Genomic DNA, 18,654 nt, shown 5'->3' with positions numbered 1-18,654 from the left:
GAACAAAGTGTGGGGGTTAGTAAACGGTATGTCCAAATATACACCGATGATAGAGCAATATTTATCCATAAAAGAGCAGGCCAAAGATGCATTTTTGTTTTTCCGCCTGGGAGATTTTTACGAGATGTTTTTCGATGATGCAATTCTTGCATCCAAGGAGCTGGAAATTACACTTACGGGTCGTGAGGGTGGCGCCACGGAAAAAATTCCGATGTGCGGCGTGCCTTATCATTCAGCGGAAAATTACATACAGCGCCTCATTGAGAAGGGTTATAAAGTGGCCATCTGTGAGCAAATGGAGGAAGCCTCAGCTACGAAGGGGATGGTGCGACGGGATATTGTCCGCGTTGTGACCCCGGGTACGGTAATGGAAGGAAAGGTGCTGGGCGACAAATCCAACAACTACATGGTATGTGTCACAGAGACGGACGGGATGCTGGCGCTGGCGGCGTGCGACTTGTCCACAGGTGAATTGTATGTGACCTCTGTGCCTGATTCGAAAGAATGGCTACTAGATGAAATTAACATTTATGAGCCTTCCGAAATGTTGGGGGATGGTCATCTGCTCGATTTTGTGACATCCCGTATGTCCCCCGTTGGACGGCGTGTTGTGTATACGGCTTGGGACAAATCCAAGGATGATCTGGTTCGGGATCAATTTGGGGAACCCACGTGGGCAAGGCTTACGGAGGAACGTAGACGGTGCGTATCGCGCCTGATTTCCTATTTGAATGAAACGCAAAAAAGATCGTTAGGCCAATTGACCCAAATCTCGGTATATGAGCCAAACCATTTTATGATTCTGGATCCATTTACCCGCAGGAATCTGGAACTGGTGGAGACGGTACGTGAACGCTCCAAGAAAGGCTCGCTGCTGTGGCTGTTGGATCGCACAGAGACATCCATGGGAGCACGTCTGTTGCGTCGTTGGATTGACAAGCCGTTGTTGAGTAGCAGTCTTATTGAGGAGCGCTTGGAGGCGGTGGACAAGCTATACCACCAGTTTATTTTCCGAGAGGATGTACGTGCTCAGCTTAAAGAGATTTACGATCTGGAGCGTCTGGTTGGGCGGATCGCCTTTGGTAGTGCTAATGCACGTGATCTGATCGCTCTCAAGCTGTCGCTGGCCCGAATTCCGTCTTTACGCGAATTGTGCGCTGAATCTCCTTCGAAGACGCTGAGACGAATTGCACAAACGCTGGATAGCTGTACAGACCTGTGTGCGTTGATTGAGGAAGCGGTGGCGGATGAACCGCCGATTTCCGTAAGGGATGGAGGTCTTATTAAGGAAGGCTACCATCAGCGTCTGGACGAACTGCGCGAGGCGAGTGTGAACGGTAAACGTTGGATCGCTGAGCTAGAGGCCAAGGAACGTGCAGCAACCGGCATTCGGTCACTTAAGATTGGATACAACAAAGTATTTGGTTATTATATCGAGGTGACCAAATCCAATTTGGCTTCATTACCAGAAGGTCGATATGAACGCAAACAGACGTTGGCGAATGCGGAACGGTATATTACACCGGAGTTGAAGGAAAAGGAATCTCTAATTCTGGAAGCCGAGGATAAAATGGTTGATCTGGAGTACACGCTTTTCTCCGAGCTTCGCAGTAAACTGAACGCTGAAATTCCACGTTTGCAAAAGCTGGCAGAACAAGTGGCTGAAATTGACGTGTATCAGTCGCTGGCTTCGGTTAGCTCGGAACGGGGATTCGTGAAACCTGAGCTGACTACAGGATATGATTTCGTAGTGGAGCAGGGTCGCCATCCCGTGGTGGAAGCTGTAATGAAAGATGGCGGTTTTATCGCAAACAGCACGGTGTTGGAGGAAGCCGATGCGCATATTCTACTTATCACTGGGCCGAACATGGCTGGGAAAAGTACGTATATGCGTCAGGTTGCACTTATTGCAATTATGGCTCAAATTGGCTGCTTTGTCCCTGCTGCACGTGCCAAGGTGCCAATGCTGGATCGCATTTTCACACGGATCGGCGCGGCGGATGATCTCATCGGCGGGCAGAGTACGTTTATGGTCGAAATGGCAGATATCCAAGTAATGACGGACAAGGCAACTCCGCGAAGCTTGATCATTATTGATGAACTGGGACGAGGTACGTCCACCAGTGAAGGAATGGCAATTGCACAGGCAGTCATCGAATTTGTCCATGACACGATCGGCTGTAAGGCGCTGGTATCCACGCATTTCCATGAGCTGGCGCATTTGGAGCAAGGCCTGTCTTCGCTGCGAAATTACTCTATGGCCGTGCAGGAAAGCGGCGACAAGGTGAATTTCCTGCGCAAACTCATACCGGGAGCGGCTAGCAGTAGCTATGGTATTTATTGTGCTCGGCTTGCAGGCTTGCCCAATAACATTATTGAGCGAGCGAATGGACTGCTGAATGGTTTTGAACAGGCAGCGGCTCAAGTAACGGCAGGTACCGAGACAGTAGTAGGAGGGAAGGAAGGGACTGATCTTCGTACAGTTTCAGGGACAGAAGATATTTCTTCTTTGACCAAATATAATTCAGGCCAGACATTGCGAGAAAGCGGAGAAACTGCATCATCAGCTCAGTCTTTATCACAGCAGGCCACCCTGGTAAAAGAAGATACTCTGCAGACGGTGGAAACTTCCAGCACGTTGGAGCAAGGAGCAACCGAAGTGGTACAGCTGTCCATTTTCGGAGAGCAGGAGCTTGCCGCCTCCAAGCCACACGCAGAGACAGTAGAGGCTAATCCGATTGTGCGCCAAATTTTGCGCAAGGTGAAAAATGCTGATGTCATGAATATGACTCCTTTACAGGCAATGCAGCTATTAAATGATCTTAAAAACAAGGCCAATGGCCTGTAGTTAAAATAAGTTACATTATTCTTATTTTTCATCACACTTTGAAGTCAGGAGGAGGTTAAAAGGATGTCTAAAATTCGGGTACTGGATGAACATATTGCGAACCAGATTGCTGCCGGTGAGGTCGTAGAACGTCCAGCCTCCGTCGTGAAGGAGCTGGTGGAAAATGCGATTGATGCAGGCGGTACGCGGGTGGACGTATGGGTAGAAGAGGGCGGCCTGCAAAGTATCCGGGTGACGGATAATGGAAGTGGCATTGAGCCTGAAGATGTGGAGACGGCATTCTATCGGCACGCGACAAGCAAAATTGGACATGGTCGCGAACTGTTTCAGATCACAAGTCTCGGCTTCCGAGGAGAGGCGTTGCCAAGTATTGCGGCTGTATCGAAAGTAGAGTTGCTTACAGCAGCCGGAGATGACGGACGTGCCCGTAAATTAGTGATTGAGGGCGGTAAGCTGTTGCTTCACGAGGATGCTGCTAGTAGACAAGGGACGGATTTTACCGTACGGGAGCTGTTTTATAATACACCTGCACGGCTGAAATATATGAAAACAATCCAGACCGAGCTGGGACACATTTCGGATGTATTGTATCGAATGGCGCTTTCGCATCCAGAAGTAGCCTTCACATTGCGGCATAATGGCAATACATTGCTGCAAACGCTGGGTAATGGTGATTTGCTGCAGGTGATTGCTGCTATTTACGGAACTTCTGCGGCGAAATCCATGCTGCTGCTGGAAGGAGAGAGCCTCGATTATCGAATTAGCGGCTATGTCAGCCGTCCAGAGTGGACGAGATCAAATCGAAATGCGATCTCGACGGTAGTGAATGGACGTTTTGTGCGAAGCTACGGGCTCAATCAGGCGTTGCTCAAGGCGTATCATACCTTGTTGCCGATCAATCGTTTTCCGCTGGCTGTGATCCAACTGGAAATGCATCCTTCTTTGGTGGATGTTAACGTTCATCCTGCCAAGCTGGAGGTAAGGTTCAGCAAAGAAGCTGAACTGTTTCAGCTGGTTGAAGATTCGGTAAAAGCTGTTTTAGGGCAGCAAGTGCTGATTCCGAAGGCAGTCAAGCGCGAGATCGGTGGCAAGGACAGTGGCTCGTTTGTGCAGGAGCAGTTTCACTTCTCGAAGGGAAATAGTGTGGAAGGGGATGCTCCTTCCGGCAAAGACCAGGGGGGAGCACTGCCACTTTCCGTGACTTCGCCGGAGAGCCAGGTACCGCGCCAATCCAATTACTTGAACAGAAACGAAGAGAATAACAGAGGTAGCCAGGAGCGTGAGCAACGTCCGAGCAGGGATAGCCTCTCAGTCATTGGACGGGCAAACAACCTTTCAGGTAAAAGTATTAGTGATGATGAACTGGATGCAGATTTTGTAGAAGAAAACAGCGGGAGTGAAGTTAGAGGGGACGTGCCGCTCCCTGATGGAGCGACTGTACAGTCGTCCGAAGGAGATAATGCCGCAATAGGTACATCTTCCTTATACAGTGGAGGGGTACAGGAAACGGCTGCTTCTGCTGCTTACCCATCTTCTATGCCGCCGATTGCGGGACACGCTATGGACTCCCGTCATTTCGCAGATCAGAAGCCGCGCCAGCAACGTCTAGATGCCGAGCAATTTGCAGCGGTGTCGGGAGAAGTTCCAGAGTTGCCCACTTTTCCTGAACTGAATTTAATCGGTCAGCACCATGGGACATATCTGATTGCGCAGAACGACCAGGGCTTGTATTTAATTGATCAACATGCCGCGCATGAACGGGTGAATTATGAATTTTATTATGAAAAATTCGGCAATCCTGCGTCAGTATCGCAGGAACTGCTACTGCCAATTACACTGGATTTTACACCTTCCGAGACAGAAAAGTTGAAAACAAGGCTGCACTGGTTTGAACAGGCGGGGGTGTATTTGGAGCATTTTGGCGGTCAAACCTTCCGTGTCAGCTCTTACCCGTACTGGCTTCCCCAAGGGGAAGAAGCGGATGTCATTGAGGAAATGGCCGGATGGGTGCTGGAGGAAAGAGCCATTGATCTTGCTAAGCTGCGGGAAGCAGCATCAATCATGTGCTCCTGCCGGGCTTCGATTAAAGCAAACCAGAAGCTGACTGACCGACAGGCTATCGTGCTGCTAGAGCGTTTGGCAGCATGCAAACAACCATATACTTGCCCTCATGGGCGACCTATTGTGGTTTCCTTTTCCACATATGATTTAGAGAAGCTGTTTAAAAGAGTAATGTAAGGGAGTATATATATGTTGCAGGATCGGGAAAACCATGAAGAAGAAGAGCGGTCGAGGCTACGGGAGAAGCAAGTCGAATTACTGGTCACGACAGGGGATTCCCCTTCGGCTGAGGTTATGGAGCGAGCGAAGCTGCTTGCAGCCGAGTTAGGGGTGCTGTACGCCCCTCGTCGTGGCATATCGGTAGCTAAGCTAATTTCGGCTCACAGAGTCCGCCAAGCGTTGGTTCTGGTGCAGAGCGGAGTGAGGCTGATTAGTCCAGAACAATCACCGATGGTTTTTCACCCGAGTATGGGCTTCATTCGCGCCAAACGGGTATTAAAGGGTGAACCTGACCCGATGTTGACGGCTGCCCGGATCGTCCCGGGTGATACTGTTCTGGATTGCACCGCAGGACTTGGTACGGATTCTCTTCTATTTTCAATTGGAACGGGAAGCTCTGGACAAGTCACTGCTGTGGAGAGTTCTTTTCCCGTCTACGCTTTAATCAAGGATGGAATGAGGCATTACCGTTCCGGCAACGCTGAAGTAGATCAGGCCTTTTCCAACATTGACGTTCGTTTTGGTCATCATTTGGACTATTTGCGTAGTTTGCCGGATCGCAGTATAGATATTATTTATTTTGACCCCATGTTCCGTGATCCGTTGCTCGATTCCAGCGCAATCGGTCCATTGAGAGGGTTGGCTAACCCAGACGCGTTGAGTGAGGAAAGTATTATTCATGCGAAACGGATTGCACGAAAAACAATTGTATTAAAAGAAAAACGGGGTAGCGGGGAATTTGCCCGCCTCGGCTTCCGTGTGGAGCAGCGGGGCACAACGAAAACAGTGTACGGAGTGATTGATATTGACAGTGGCACCTAAGCCTAAACTACTTGTTCTTGTTGGCCCGACTGCGGTTGGCAAGACGAAACTAAGCATCGAGATGGCTCGACAATTTGACGCAGAAATTATTTCCGGGGATTCCATGCAGGTATACCGTCGTATGGACGTTGGAACCGCCAAAATTTCCGAACAGGAAATGGAAGGAATCAAGCACCATTTAATTGATATTCATGAGCCAGAATACCCATATTCAGTAGCCCAATTTCAGGAAGACTGTCGTCGTCTCATACCTGATATTCAATCTAGAGGAAAGCTACCGTTTATCGTAGGCGGAACAGGTTTATATGTAGAATCAGTCTGCTATGAATACCAGTTTTCCGAGGTAGGGGCTGACGAAGCTTTTCGTCAGGAACAGCTTGACTATGCCGAACAGTTTGGAGCTGAGGCGCTTCATGCGCGACTACAGGCGGTTGATCCCGAAAGTGCACTTCGTTTGCATCCTAATGATCGTCGTCGTGTCGTTCGGGCACTGGAAATTTACCATGTTAGCGGAACGACACTAAGCTCTCAACTTGCCAGTCAAAAAAAGGAATCTCCCTACCAACTCTGCATTGTAGGTTTGACAATGGATAGGCAAATGCTATATAAACGTATTGAAGACCGAATTGACGGGATGCTCGATCAAGGGCTTGTTGCTGAGGTAACCTCCTTAATGGAACGGGGAGTGCGAAGCGATGCCATCTCCATGCAAGGTCTAGGCTATAAAGAGATATCCTCCTACCTGCGGGGAGAAGTGTCTTTGGAAGAGGCGGTGACTTGGCTAAAACGGGATACGCGTCATTTTGCGAAGCGACAGCTCTCGTGGTTTCGCCATATGAAGGATATCCAGTGGGTAGATGTCACTGATTTCGGAAATTTTTCTGCTCATGCAGCCCGAATACACGAAATTATAGCAGGAAAGTTCCGGACAGACCTTGAATATACTTCAAAACAATCCAAATGATTATTGGGGGTACGGCTAAAATGAACAAGTCCATTAATATCCAAGATACGTTTCTGAATCAATTGCGCAAGGATTCTATACCTGTAACGGTATACCTCATCAATGGATTTCAGGTGCGAGGGACGATTAAAGCATTTGACAATTTTACGATTGTTATCGACTCGGATGGAAAGCAACAGCTGATTTACAAGCATGCCATCTCCACCTTTACACCGCAACGCAATGTATCGCTTGTACAGCAACAGGATAACGCTAGCGATAACTGATTACGGCTTGACGGTCGCCCGGGTTCATGAAACTTTTCAGGCGCCCGTCTCGTCTAACTGTATAGGAATGTGACCGGGAGCAACCTGATCAGGGTTGTTCTTTTCATTCCGTTTACTTTCATGCTGCCGACAGCAAGCTTTAAGCTTATGTTAGGTATCATATGATTATTCGCGAAAGGGAGTCAGGGGAATGCCAAACGATTCATTGTCCAGATCCGGCAATCGCAATAGAAACACATCTAAAGAGAAGCCGAAGGGCAAGAAAAAGAAAATAACAGGTAAGCGAGTGGGGTGGACGCTATTTATTACAGCGGCGTTAGCCATATTTTGCGCACTTGGTGGATACTTATTTGTCATGGTTAATGGCGAAAAAATTTACAAAGCCAACAAGGACAAAATTACAGTGAACGAGACATCGAAGGTTTATGACCGCAACGGTGTGCTCATGGGTGAGTTGTCTGTGCAAAAAAGCGATCCTGTCAAAAGTGAAGAAATTCCACCGCTGCTCAAAAAAGCATTTATCGCAACCGAGGATAAGCGTTTTATGGAGCATCAAGGGGTTGATATTTGGTCTATCGGCCGGGCAGCCGTTAAGGATATCGTGGCCCGTTCGGCAGTGGAGGGTGGCAGTACGCTGACTCAGCAGCTGGCCAAAAACTTGTTTTTGACACGTGACAAAACCTTTTTCCGTAAAGCGACAGAGGTATCCATCGCAATGGCGCTGGAGCGGAATTTGACTAAAGATGAAATTATTACACTCTACCTGAACCGGATTTGGTTTGGACGCTCGTATTCTGGAATTAAGGCAGCGTCGGAAGGCTATTTTGGGCAAACGGATTTGAATAAATTAAAATTGTGGCAGGTCGCTACACTGGCAGCTATTCCAAAAGGGCCATCCAAGTATAATCCGATTAGTAACCCAGAAAACTCAAAGGCCCGGCGTGCTGTGGTTCTCCAGCTGATGTTTGAGCAGGGAATGATTGGAAAGCAGGAGATGGAAGAGGCCAAGGCTGTAAATTACGATTACAAACAGCCGGAAAAAGTTCAAAAGTATCAAAATTTTATGGAATACGTCATGGATGAGGCAGAGGATGCGTTGCCAGGAGTTAGCGGTAATGATCTGATTATTGGTGGTTATAAAATTCATACCACAATGGATGCCCAGGCTCAAAATGCGCTGGATCAGGCGATGGCAGATGATGACATGTTCGAAAAAAGTCCGGACGATCAGCCTGTTCAAGCCTCGATGGTCATTATTAACAACCAGACAGGTGGAATTGCCGCGATGGCACCCGGACGGGATTACAAAAAGGGAACCTTCAATCGTGCGACACAGAGCCGCAGACAGCCAGGATCGGCCTTTAAGCCGATTGTAGCCTATGCGCCAGCTCTTGAATCCGGTAAGTTTACGATGGATACCCCTTTGAGTAACGAACGCCAGAGTTTTAACGGATACAGTCCGAAAAACTTGCATGGTTACTCGTCGACCATCAGCATGCTCGACGCCATTACGAAGTCTGAAAATATTCCGCCTGTATGGTTGCTGAACCAAATCGGTGTGGAAAAAGGGGTTCAATTTGCCGAGAGCGTAGGCATTCCGATGGACAAAAATGATCACTCACTTGCTATCGCATTGGGTGGATTAAGCAAAGGAACGAATACCCTTGAAATGGCGCAGGCGTACAGCGCTTTTGCCAATAAAGGACAATTCCAAAAAGCTTATTCTATTAAGCAAATTAACAATAGTGATGATCAAGTTGTTTATACTCATGAAGAGGAAACTAAATCTGTAATGAGTGAAAAAACGGCTTATGAAATGACACAAATGATGCAAAATGTAGTCAATAGCGGTACAGGTCGCAAAGCACGTATTGACTGGCCTGTAGCTGGTAAAACGGGTACGACCCAAAGTGGGATTAGCGGTAACAGTGGTAACCGGGACATCTGGTTTGTCGGTTATACACCGGAATATACCGGAGCAGTATGGATGGGTTATGACAAGCCGGACAGCAAGCATATGCTGAGAAACTACAGTGGGCAGTCGGCAGCCTTTTTCGGAAGGGTCATGGGTGAAGCTCTCAAGGGACACCCGGTTACGCAATTCAGCGAGCCGAAGGGATATGAACCACCAGTTGAGCAGAAGCCAGAAGAGCCGGTTCAGGCTACCGCTCCGAGCGGACTGAGCGGGTCTTATAGTCAGGACACCCAAATTGTATCGTTATCCTGGACTGCGGCTACGGGGGATAATGTACAATACCGCGTGTATCGCAAGGGGACTTCCGATACAGGCTTTACGGCAATCATGGAGGCCATGAAGGGCACGAGTGGTGAAGACACGTCTCCTATAGCTGGAAACACGTATGAATATTATGTAGTAGCTTATGGGGCGGATGGTAAAGAATCCGAGGCTTCTAATACGATCCGTGTGGAAATTCCGGCTGAGACTACTCCGGTTGATCCACAGCCAGGGACTGATCCAAACGAGAATGGAACCTTACCGGATAATGGCGGGGCTACAGACGGACAAAACGGTACAGATCAGGGAAATACAACTCCTGGCGGTATCAATAACAATAATGGCTCAGGTCAGGTTCCGGCATCTCCTGGGGATACTAATGGGAATGGTGCTGGCGGCACAGGTAACAATAGTGGCAATTCCGGCAATGGAAACGATACTAATCAGGGAAATGGTCAGACTACTACACCGGATGCAGGTATTTCTGATGAAGATACTATGGTAAATCCAGAAAACACGGATGCATCTACGACTGAAGTCACAACGGATGGGACTCAAGAAGGCAATTCCAACGGTCATTCGAACTCCAATCGTGGACGTCACAATCGGAATTAGCAAGTATTACTTTAGTAAGTTGAATATGCTTCAAATCAAAGGTATTCTCAGTCCGTGAACTGGTCTGAGAATACCTTTTTTGCTGTTTTAAAGGGGTTCTTTTTGAGTGTACAGTTTAAATATGGTAAGCTGGTTTTACCAATGTTGGAGAGGAACATCATTTATGAAGCGCAAATTCGGAGACCGGGCCAACTGGCGCAGAATCACCAATCGCAAGTTTGCTTGCCGGTATGTAGAAAGTGACGCGTTTACAGGATATGTGACCCTGTATACAATTTTGAGTCTCAAGGAGCCGTTATGGAAAAGTTACGGTGGTCATACGTTTTGCATAGCCGATAAAGGATATTCCTGGCTGCAATATTACCCAAAAGGTGAGCACTATGTGGTGACTGCTATGTTTGACAATCGGGAGCAGATCGTTGAATGGTACATTGACACCTGCCGTAATCAGGGTGTGACCGATCAAGGAGTCCCATGGTTTGACGATTTGTATTTGGATGTTGTGGTGCTTAAAAACGGTGAAATCTTTCTAGTGGATGAGGATGAATTGGAGGAGGCGTTACAACGGGGGCATATCTCAACGCAAGAGGCAGAATTGGCTAACCATACAGCGGCTGATGTGTTACATCAGATAGACGCCCACGTGTTCCCCTATTTTAAAATGTCACTGAAACACCGGGCAGAATGGTTTCACAACGGTGATTTCAAGAGAGAACGGTGAAAGTTTTGCAGTGGATTAAAGACACTGGGCCCAAACGTCCTGAGTTGAAAAGCAGGCAGAGTCGCCTTAAGAAAATATCTATGGTATCCAAGCGTCTTGTACTTTGTTTGATGATTTTCATTTTGGTCGGATTGGTATGGGCAGGTATCCGAGTGTGGAACATGAATACGGCTGCCTCTACCACTCCGCTCCAGCAAGTGCAAATTGGTATCGTACTAGGTGCTTCTATGTGGGGAGCTGAGCCCAGCCCTGGATTGAAGGAAAGGCTGGAAGAAGCCCTGCACTTATACCGCAACGGGACGGTACAGCGTCTAATTGTAAGTGGGGGACTGGATAAACCAGATTTTCCGTATACGGAGGCTGAGGGCATGCAACGCTATTTGGTAGATAAAGGGGTCCCTGTACAGCATATTGTGTTGGAAAACCATGCGACCAGTACTTACGAAAATCTGCTCTATAGCCAGCGCATTATGAAGGAATATGGATGGACCTCCACCGTGATCATTACACATAGCTATCATGGCCCTCGGGCGATGGAGATTGCTCAATTCTTGAATTTTGATCATCCTCAGATGGCTCTGACGGAATCCAAAGTGCTGAATATGCCAATTCATCAATCAAGAGAAGTATTGGCATACGCTAAATGGACGCTGCAACGATGGTGGATCAGCGCTCAAACTTGGGTTGCCTGAATTTAAGAAAAGGCTTTGTGCACGTTCCCGTTGCTTTTATGCTAATAAGGACATGCCGGACCGAATACATTAATAGGGTAAGCTGTGCCTGAAGAAATGTTGAGGTGATGGATGCATGAACGGACGGGGAATCGCCGCGGGCAAGCGGTCGGAGGAGAGACCTTCCAGACAAATTAATGTCGTGCTGCGTAGCCCGGAGCCGATAGCTTCGGTGACTGTGGACGAGACGGAAGCAGTGGCTTCAACCAAGTCACAGGCTCTACCGCAGTATCTCAGTCTTTATCAGGAAATTCAGAAAGAACTCGATCATCTCGTCGGCTTGGATAACATCAAAGACCTGGTATTTGAGGTATATGCCTTTTTGCAAATCGCCCATATGCGCACGGATGCGGGATTGTTGAGCAATGCACACGTATATCACATGATTTTCAAAGGAAATCCAGGTACGGGGAAAACGACAGTAGCCCGCATTATCGCTAAAATGCTGCAAAAAATGGGGGTACTGAGCAAAGGTCATCTGATTGAGGTGGAGAGGGCTGATCTGGTCGGTGAGTATATTGGGCACACTGCACAGAAAACGCGAGATCTGGTAAAGAAATCTCTTGGCGGCGTGTTGTTCATTGATGAGGCTTACAGTTTGGCACGCGGAGGGGAAAAGGATTTTGGAAAAGAAGCGATTGATACCTTGGTAAAGTCCATGGAAGATCAAAAAAATCAATTTATTTTGATTCTCGCTGGATACTCGGGGGAAATGGACTTTTTTTTACGAACGAATCCTGGTCTTCCTTCTCGCTTTCCAATCCAGTTGGATTTTCCTGATTATACTGTAGATCAGCTTATCCAAATTTCCGAGCTGATGGCCAAGGAGCGGGATTATATTCTCATGCCTCAGTCCATAATTAAAATGAAGGAGCATTTGCTAAACGAGCGTAATGACAGTCTTCATGCATTTAGTAATGCACGCTATGTTCGTAACGTGATTGAAAAAGCGATTCGGCACCAAGCTGTCAGGTTGCTCAATCAGTACCGGAGCGGGCAACCCGGCAAGCAGGAATTGATGACGCTGCGTCCAGAGGATTTGAAAATGGACAAAAGATAGGCGATAATAGGAATCTGAATCACATCGAATGGTATGACATCGAACGGGGGCCGGCCTGAACATCAGGTCGGTCTCTGTTCGAGAGTTGACATGAAAATAAAGGAGCAAACAATATGGCGAACTCCACTCATGATACACAAACTGAAATGCAGGACAAGGCGGTACTGGTCAGTCTGATTACGGATGAAGTCAAACGATCTGGCATCAATACGGAATACTCGTTGGATGAGCTGGTGAAATTGGCTGAGACAGCGGGAGTTGAAGTACTGAGCGTCCTGACACAGAATAAGGAAGCCAAGGATTCAAAATGGTTTATTGGCAAAGGAAAAGTAGAGGAATTGCGTGCAGTTGCTGAAGAATTGGGAGCGAATACAGCTATTTTTGATCAGGAGCTCTCGGGAGCTCAGGTACGAAATCTGGAAGAAAGTCTGGATCTCAAAATTATTGACCGGACACAGTTGATTCTGGACATTTTTGCTCAACGTGCAAAAACACGGGAAGGTATTATTCAGGTTGAACTGGCGCAGTTGTCATATTTACTCCCCCGTTTGTCTGGACATGGCAAAAATCTCTCGCGTCTCGGTGGCGGAATCGGAACACGTGGTCCTGGTGAAAGCAAGCTGGAGACAGACCGTCGTCATATTCGTGACCGAATCAGTGATCTGAAACGCCAACTGGAGGAAGTGACTCGTCACCGGTATTTGCACAGGGAGCGCAGACAAAAGAGCGGTATTGTTCAGGTTGCACTTGTTGGCTATACCAATGCGGGCAAATCGACACTGTTGAAGCAACTGACAGCAGCCGATGTATATATTGAGAACCAACTGTTTGCGACGCTGGATCCTACCTCCAGAACAATGGAGCTACCGAGTGGAAAAGAAATTATTCTTACGGATACAGTCGGTTTTATCCAAAATCTTCCTCATGATTTGGTTGCTTCCTTCCGGGCTACTTTGGAGGAGGCGAATGAGGCTCATCTCATTTTGCATGTCGTGGACGCTTCCTCGGATATGCGAGACGAACAGATGAAAGTTGTAGAGACGATCTTGCAGCAGCTAGGGGCTGCGGACAAGCCTCAGATCGTATTATTTAACAAAAAAGATGCCTGTACCCCTGAGCAACTGGAAATGCTTCCTTCTGGGGAGGGCTATTTGAAAATTAGTGCTTTTGATGAAGGGGATTTGCTGCACATTCGTGAACTGATTCAAGAGCATCTGAGCGGTGATACGCTGAGATTCCGCATTCCTGCGGAACGTGGGGATTTAACCTCGGTGCTTTATCGAATCGGAGATGTACTGCTGACAGAGTATGATGGCAATGATGTCATTTATGAGGTTGAAATTCAAAGAGGCGAATACGAAAAGTACGGTCATGCACTCAGCGAGTTCACAGAAGGTTAACATCTAATGATGTTTTTGGGTCAATAAAATGAAAATGCTCATCGTTCAAAGTGAACAATAATATAACATGAATAGCTTAAGGCTGCGTAAGAGAGAGGGTCAAGAAGGTAAATGGTAGTTTTTAGTCCAGAAATTCAGAAAATTCAGGAAACTGCAGAACATAAAATACAAGAACGTATACAGCACATAGATCATATTGTAGATTCAAATCAGTGGAAGGTAATTCAGGCATTCCAGCGGAAGCAAGTGAGCGATTTTCACTTTGCGGGTTCTACGGGATATGCTTACAATGATCGGGGACGTGAGGTGCTGGAAGAAGTCTATGCGGATGTGTTCGGTGCGGAGGCAGCGTTGGTGCGTCCGCATTTTGCCTCGGGTACTCATACAATTGCCACTGCTTTATTTGGTGTGCTGCGTCCAGGGGATGAACTGTTGTACATTACTGGGAGACCTTATGATACCCTCCACAAAGTGATTGGTAAGCCCGGCGACGGAACAGGATCATTGCAGGATTTTGGTGTTACTTATGGAGAAACCGCACTGACAGCGGAAGGTAAAGTGGACTGGGAAGCGGTGGAGGCTGCGATCTATGCCAATACCAAAGTGATCGGTATTCAGCGTTCACGCGGTTATGATTGGAGAGCTTCGTTTAGTGTAGCAGATATTGAAGAAATGACAGCACGTGTGAAGGAAATAAAACCTGACGTCATTGTCTTTGTTGACAATTGCTACGGTGAATTTACCGAGAAGCTGGAACCTACTCAGGTAGGTGTCGATTTGATGGCAGGTTCGTTGATTAAAAATCCCGGTGGTGGCATTGCAGAAACGGGTGGATATATCTGCGGCAAACAAAAGTATGTAGAGCTAGCATCCTACCGATTAACTGCACCTGGAATCGGTGGAGAAGTAGGTGCCATGCTAGGTACTACACGAGGCATATTTCAGGGACTATTCCTTGCTCCAACACTGGTTGGGCAAGCGGTTAAAGGGAGCGTATTCGCAGCTGCGGTCTTTGAGGAGATGGGATTTGAGACCAAACCTGCCTGGCATGAAGAGCGTACGGATTTGATTCAGGCTATTTCTTTTAGTGGACCAGAGCATCTAATTGCTTTTGTACAGGGCATTCAGCGTGCAGCTGCCGTGGATAGCCATGTGGTGCCGGAGCCGTGGGATATGCCGGGTTATGAGCATCCAGTTATCATGGCTGCAGGTACGTTCATACAAGGGGGAAGTTTGGAACTATCTGCGGATGCTCCGATTCGTGAGCCTTATATTGGTTACATGCAAGGGGGCTTAACCTACTCTCATGTTAAATTTGGAGTGCTTATGGCTCTGCAAACGATGAAAGAACGTAAATTATTGTGAGTTTTTCTAACATGTCATTGACACTTTGCATCAGCTAAATGTACAATAAGGTGAATAATAGATCACTGGAAGGTTGATGACAAATGGGCGACGAAATTCGCAGAAATATGGCCTTATTTCCAATAGGTATTGTCATGAAGCTAACGGACTTGTCAGCACGTCAGATTCGTTATTATGAACAGCATAACTTGATAGTTCCTGCCCGTACATCGGGAAACCAACGTCTTTTTTCTTTTAATGACGTAGAGCGTCTGCTTGAAATTAAGGCGTTGATCGAGAAGGGTGTTAACATTGCGGGAATTAAACAAGTCATGAATCCGGTTACCAAGGAATCGGAGGAAGCTACGGTTATTACAGCAGATACGGAAGTCAAACGCCGTGAAATGTCCGATACTCAGCTTCACCGCTTACTGAAACAACAACTTGTTGCAGGCAAAAGACCAGGACAGGTATCCCTGATCCAAGGCGAATTATCACGGTTCTTCAATAAGAGATAATGCTTTGACTTACCTCCTGGTATAAGGTCGCTTTACTTTAAAACCCGGTCTCATCATTTAAGTAATTTATAGAACAGCCGATTCGTATATAGTCGTTACAGAAAGGGAGAGGTTAGAGTGAGTTATAGCAGAGAAGATATCCTTCGGATTGCGAAAGAAGAAAATGTTCGTTTTATTCGTTTGCAATTTACAGATTTGCTGGGCACTATTAAGAACGTTGAAATTCCGGTTAGTCAACTGGAAAAAGCATTGGATAATAAAATGATGTTTGACGGATCTTCCATAGAAGGTTATGTGCGTATTGAAGAATCTGATATGTATTTATATCCGGATTTGGACACTTGGGTTGTATTCCCTTGGGTAACCTCGGATCGTGTAGCCCGTTTGATCTGCGATATTTATAAGCCGGACGGAGTTCCGTTTGCAGGCGACCCGCGGGGTATCTTGAAACGTGTACTTAAGGAAGCAGAAGAGTTGGGATACACTTCGATGAATGTCGGACCAGAGCCTGAATTCTTCTTGTTCAAAACGGATGAAAAAGGCGAGCCAACTACAGAACTGAATGACCAAGGCGGGTATTTTGACCTGGCTCCGATGGATCTGGGTGAAAACTGCCGTCGTGAAATTGTACTTAAGCTTGAAGAGATGGGCTTCGAAATTGAAGCATCTCATCATGAAGTTGCACCTGGTCAGCATGAGATTGACTTTAAATATGCAGATGCAATTAAAGCTGCCGACCAGATTCAAACGTTCAAGCTCGTTGTTAAGACGATTGCTCGTCAGCATGGTTTGCATGCTACCTTTATGCCAAAACCTTTGTTTGGTGTAAATGGCTCCGGTATGCACTGCAATCAATCCTTGTTTAAGGATAATGAAAATGTATTTTATGATGAAACGGATGAACTCGGATTAAGCCAGACAGCCCGCCACTATATGGCTGGTATTCTTAAACATGCACGTGCAATGGCAGCGATCACGAATCCAACGGTAAATTCCTACAAACGTCTCGTACCAGGTTATGAAGCGCCTTGTTATGTGGCTTGGTCTGCAAGCAATCGCAGTCCAATGATTCGGATTCCCGCATCTCGTGGTCTGAGCACTCGCGTCGAAGTTCGTAACCCTGACCCGGCAGCGAATCCTTATTTGGCCTTGGCAGTGATGCTGAGAGCTGGTTTGGATGGTATCAAACGTCAGTTGGCTCTGCCAGCTCCTATTGATCGTAACATTTACGTAATGTCTGAGGAAGAGCGGATTGAAGAAGGCATTCCAAGTCTGCCTGCAGACTTGAAAGAAGCTTTGTCTGAGCTTATTCGGAGCGAAGTTATCTCTGACGCACTGGGCGACCATGCTCTGGCCTACTTCTATGAGCTTAAGGAAATTGAATGGGATATGTATCGCACACAGGTTCATCAGTGGGAACGTGATCAATATCTGACGCTGTATTAAAAGACATAAAGCCTTGGCAGTGCTGGTTTTTCTAGCATGTCAGGGTTTTTCTTTTTAGTTCAAGGGTAAGTGGCTTTTCTACTTTGACCGCGATTTTGACCGCGACTAATTGATTTGGGGATAGTTCATATAAGCTGCATAATTATCTATGCTACGTACCTCAATAAATTCAGTAATATGAGCATAAATGTCGGCAGTGACTTCTATAGATGCATGACCTAATCTTTCTTGGACCTCTTTCATACTAGCTCCCGATTCCAGCATCAGAACAGCGTGAGTATGTCTTAGTCCATGGATTGTGATGCTCTTATCTATGCCTGCGTTTTTGCATATCCTTTTAAAAGCCCGTTGCAAAGTTGATTTCGCAAATGGTAGTCCGTCGCCCCGATTAAAAACTAATCCAAAATCATTCCTGTCTACTTGATCAAGTTGCAATTCGTCTTCTTTTTGTTTTACTATGTGGCTTTTCAGCTCTCTTGATAAATTTTCCGTTATAAGGATTTTTCTGTTTGAAGCGTTTGTTTTTGGTGGAGAAAAAATATTTTCATATTTCATTTCATCATATACTAATGTTTTGTTTACTATAATCCTTTTTTCATCAATGTTTACATCATCTCTTTGCAAAGCGAGAGCTTCCCCCTTCCTTAGACCAGTTTCAATCAGAGTTTTGAAAAAAATGTAGTATTTCCAATTGTCTACAAAGGCAGCATTTAAAAAATCAAACACTTCTTTTTTCGTAAGGTATTTCAAAGTATCAGGTGATTTAAGTTTATTGATATTTGGATCAGGTATAGTAATTTTGGAACAAGGATTTTTTTTAATTACTTCTAATTCCACAGCTTTATACATAGCACTCAACATGGTTGTATGAATAATCTCAACAGTTCTTTTACTACGTTTTGAAATCATTTCATTAATGAAATTTTGATATTGAGCATTGGTTAATTTAGTGACTTTTTCGAATCCTAAGTTTGGAACTAGATGGTTTTTTATATTATTTTTATGTTGTTTATAAGTGTTATTTCTTACAGTCTTTCTCTTATATATTTCTACCCAGTCTTCAAGAAATGTACTAATTAAAATGTTTTTACTCTCATTTATCAATGTTCCATCTTGTAAATGAACCTCTAATTCATCAGCGGCCAACTTAGCTTCGGATTTAGAAGCAAATCCTCTTCGTGTTGTATTTGTCCTCTTCCCTGTTTTGGGATCGACTCCGGTATCAATTTTAAACATCCAGAGTGTTCCTTTTGTCTTTGTTTTGTATTTTTTAAACGATGCCATACTAAAACTCTCCTCTTAATAGATTGAGAAAATAACCATATATCCTCCTTTCTAGAATGTATGTTCGGTTTTATTTGTATAGGAAATAGCTTTTCAGCTATAAACCTAAAAAGTAGAAG

Annotated in this window: 14 protein-coding genes; 13 read left to right on the top strand and 1 reads right to left on the bottom strand. The window is 46.1% G+C overall.

Annotated features, from left to right (window positions below):
* Positions 1-28 precede the first annotated feature (28 nt).
* The 13 genes from mutS to glnA all read left to right on the top strand — a co-directional run bounded on the left by mutS (position 29) and on the right by glnA (position 17,251).
* A complete protein-coding gene (gene mutS, locus ACUUJN_RS15185) occupies positions 29-2,848 on the top strand; it encodes a DNA mismatch repair protein MutS (RefSeq protein WP_069080289.1) in 2,820 nt (939 codons plus the stop codon).
* Between the two features lie 63 nt (positions 2,849-2,911).
* Positions 2,912-5,086: a DNA mismatch repair endonuclease MutL gene (mutL, locus tag ACUUJN_RS15180; protein WP_069080290.1), complete on the top strand. Its 2,175-nt coding sequence runs from the start codon at positions 2,912-2,914 to the stop codon at positions 5,084-5,086.
* 12 nt (positions 5,087-5,098) lie between these two features.
* Complete coding sequence (locus ACUUJN_RS15175) at positions 5,099-5,950, top strand: class I SAM-dependent methyltransferase (RefSeq protein WP_053325619.1); 852 nt, start codon at positions 5,099-5,101, stop codon at positions 5,948-5,950.
* Positions 5,934-6,914 carry a tRNA (adenosine(37)-N6)-dimethylallyltransferase MiaA gene (gene miaA, locus ACUUJN_RS15170; RefSeq protein ID WP_023989044.1) on the top strand — a complete coding sequence of 327 codons (981 nt, stop codon included), beginning with the start codon at positions 5,934-5,936 and terminating at the stop codon, positions 6,912-6,914. Before ACUUJN_RS15175 ends, miaA begins: the two co-directional genes overlap by 17 nt.
* Positions 6,915-6,934: 20 nt before the next feature.
* Positions 6,935-7,180 carry an RNA chaperone Hfq gene (gene hfq, locus ACUUJN_RS15165; RefSeq protein ID WP_023989043.1) on the top strand — a complete coding sequence of 82 codons (246 nt, stop codon included), beginning with the start codon at positions 6,935-6,937 and terminating at the stop codon, positions 7,178-7,180.
* A 190-nt stretch (positions 7,181-7,370) separates the two neighbouring features.
* Positions 7,371-10,031 carry a PBP1A family penicillin-binding protein gene (locus ACUUJN_RS15160; RefSeq protein ID WP_028540710.1) on the top strand — a complete coding sequence of 887 codons (2,661 nt, stop codon included), beginning with the start codon at positions 7,371-7,373 and terminating at the stop codon, positions 10,029-10,031.
* Between the two features lie 163 nt (positions 10,032-10,194).
* Positions 10,195-10,752, top strand: a complete 558-nt coding sequence (locus ACUUJN_RS15155) for a ribonuclease FAU-1 family protein (protein ID WP_484668681.1) — start codon at positions 10,195-10,197, stop codon at positions 10,750-10,752.
* Positions 10,749-11,444, top strand: a complete 696-nt coding sequence (locus ACUUJN_RS15150) for a YdcF family protein (protein ID WP_023989041.1) — start codon at positions 10,749-10,751, stop codon at positions 11,442-11,444. The genes ACUUJN_RS15155 and ACUUJN_RS15150 overlap by 4 nt, the downstream gene beginning before the upstream one ends.
* A gap of 115 nt (positions 11,445-11,559) precedes the next feature.
* Positions 11,560-12,543, top strand: coding sequence for an AAA family ATPase (locus tag ACUUJN_RS15145; RefSeq protein WP_071558585.1), 984 nt, complete (start codon positions 11,560-11,562; stop codon positions 12,541-12,543).
* A gap of 113 nt (positions 12,544-12,656) precedes the next feature.
* On the top strand, positions 12,657-13,943 hold the full coding sequence (hflX, locus tag ACUUJN_RS15140) for a GTPase HflX (RefSeq protein WP_023989039.1): 1,287 nt from the start codon (positions 12,657-12,659) through the stop codon (positions 13,941-13,943).
* A gap of 111 nt (positions 13,944-14,054) precedes the next feature.
* Positions 14,055-15,308 carry a methionine gamma-lyase family protein gene (locus ACUUJN_RS15135; protein ID WP_069080292.1) on the top strand — a complete coding sequence of 418 codons (1,254 nt, stop codon included), beginning with the start codon at positions 14,055-14,057 and terminating at the stop codon, positions 15,306-15,308.
* 83 nt (positions 15,309-15,391) lie between these two features.
* Positions 15,392-15,805, top strand: a complete 414-nt coding sequence (locus ACUUJN_RS15130; RefSeq protein ID WP_007430683.1) for a MerR family transcriptional regulator — start codon at positions 15,392-15,394, stop codon at positions 15,803-15,805.
* A gap of 117 nt (positions 15,806-15,922) precedes the next feature.
* Positions 15,923-17,251, top strand: a complete 1,329-nt coding sequence (gene glnA / locus ACUUJN_RS15125) for a type I glutamate--ammonia ligase (protein ID WP_013310575.1) — start codon at positions 15,923-15,925, stop codon at positions 17,249-17,251.
* 105 nt (positions 17,252-17,356) lie between these two features.
* On the opposite strand, the gene ACUUJN_RS15120 is transcribed toward glnA, so the two are convergent.
* Positions 17,357-18,535, bottom strand: a complete 1,179-nt coding sequence (locus ACUUJN_RS15120) for a site-specific integrase (RefSeq protein WP_340958721.1) — start codon at positions 18,533-18,535, stop codon at positions 17,357-17,359.
* Between the last annotated feature and the right edge of the window lie 119 nt (positions 18,536-18,654).

The organism is Paenibacillus sp. LRG-1, assembly GCF_057220305.1.
The sequence above is the reverse complement of the archived record's forward strand: the minus strand, read 5'-3'. Positions and strand labels throughout refer to the sequence as shown.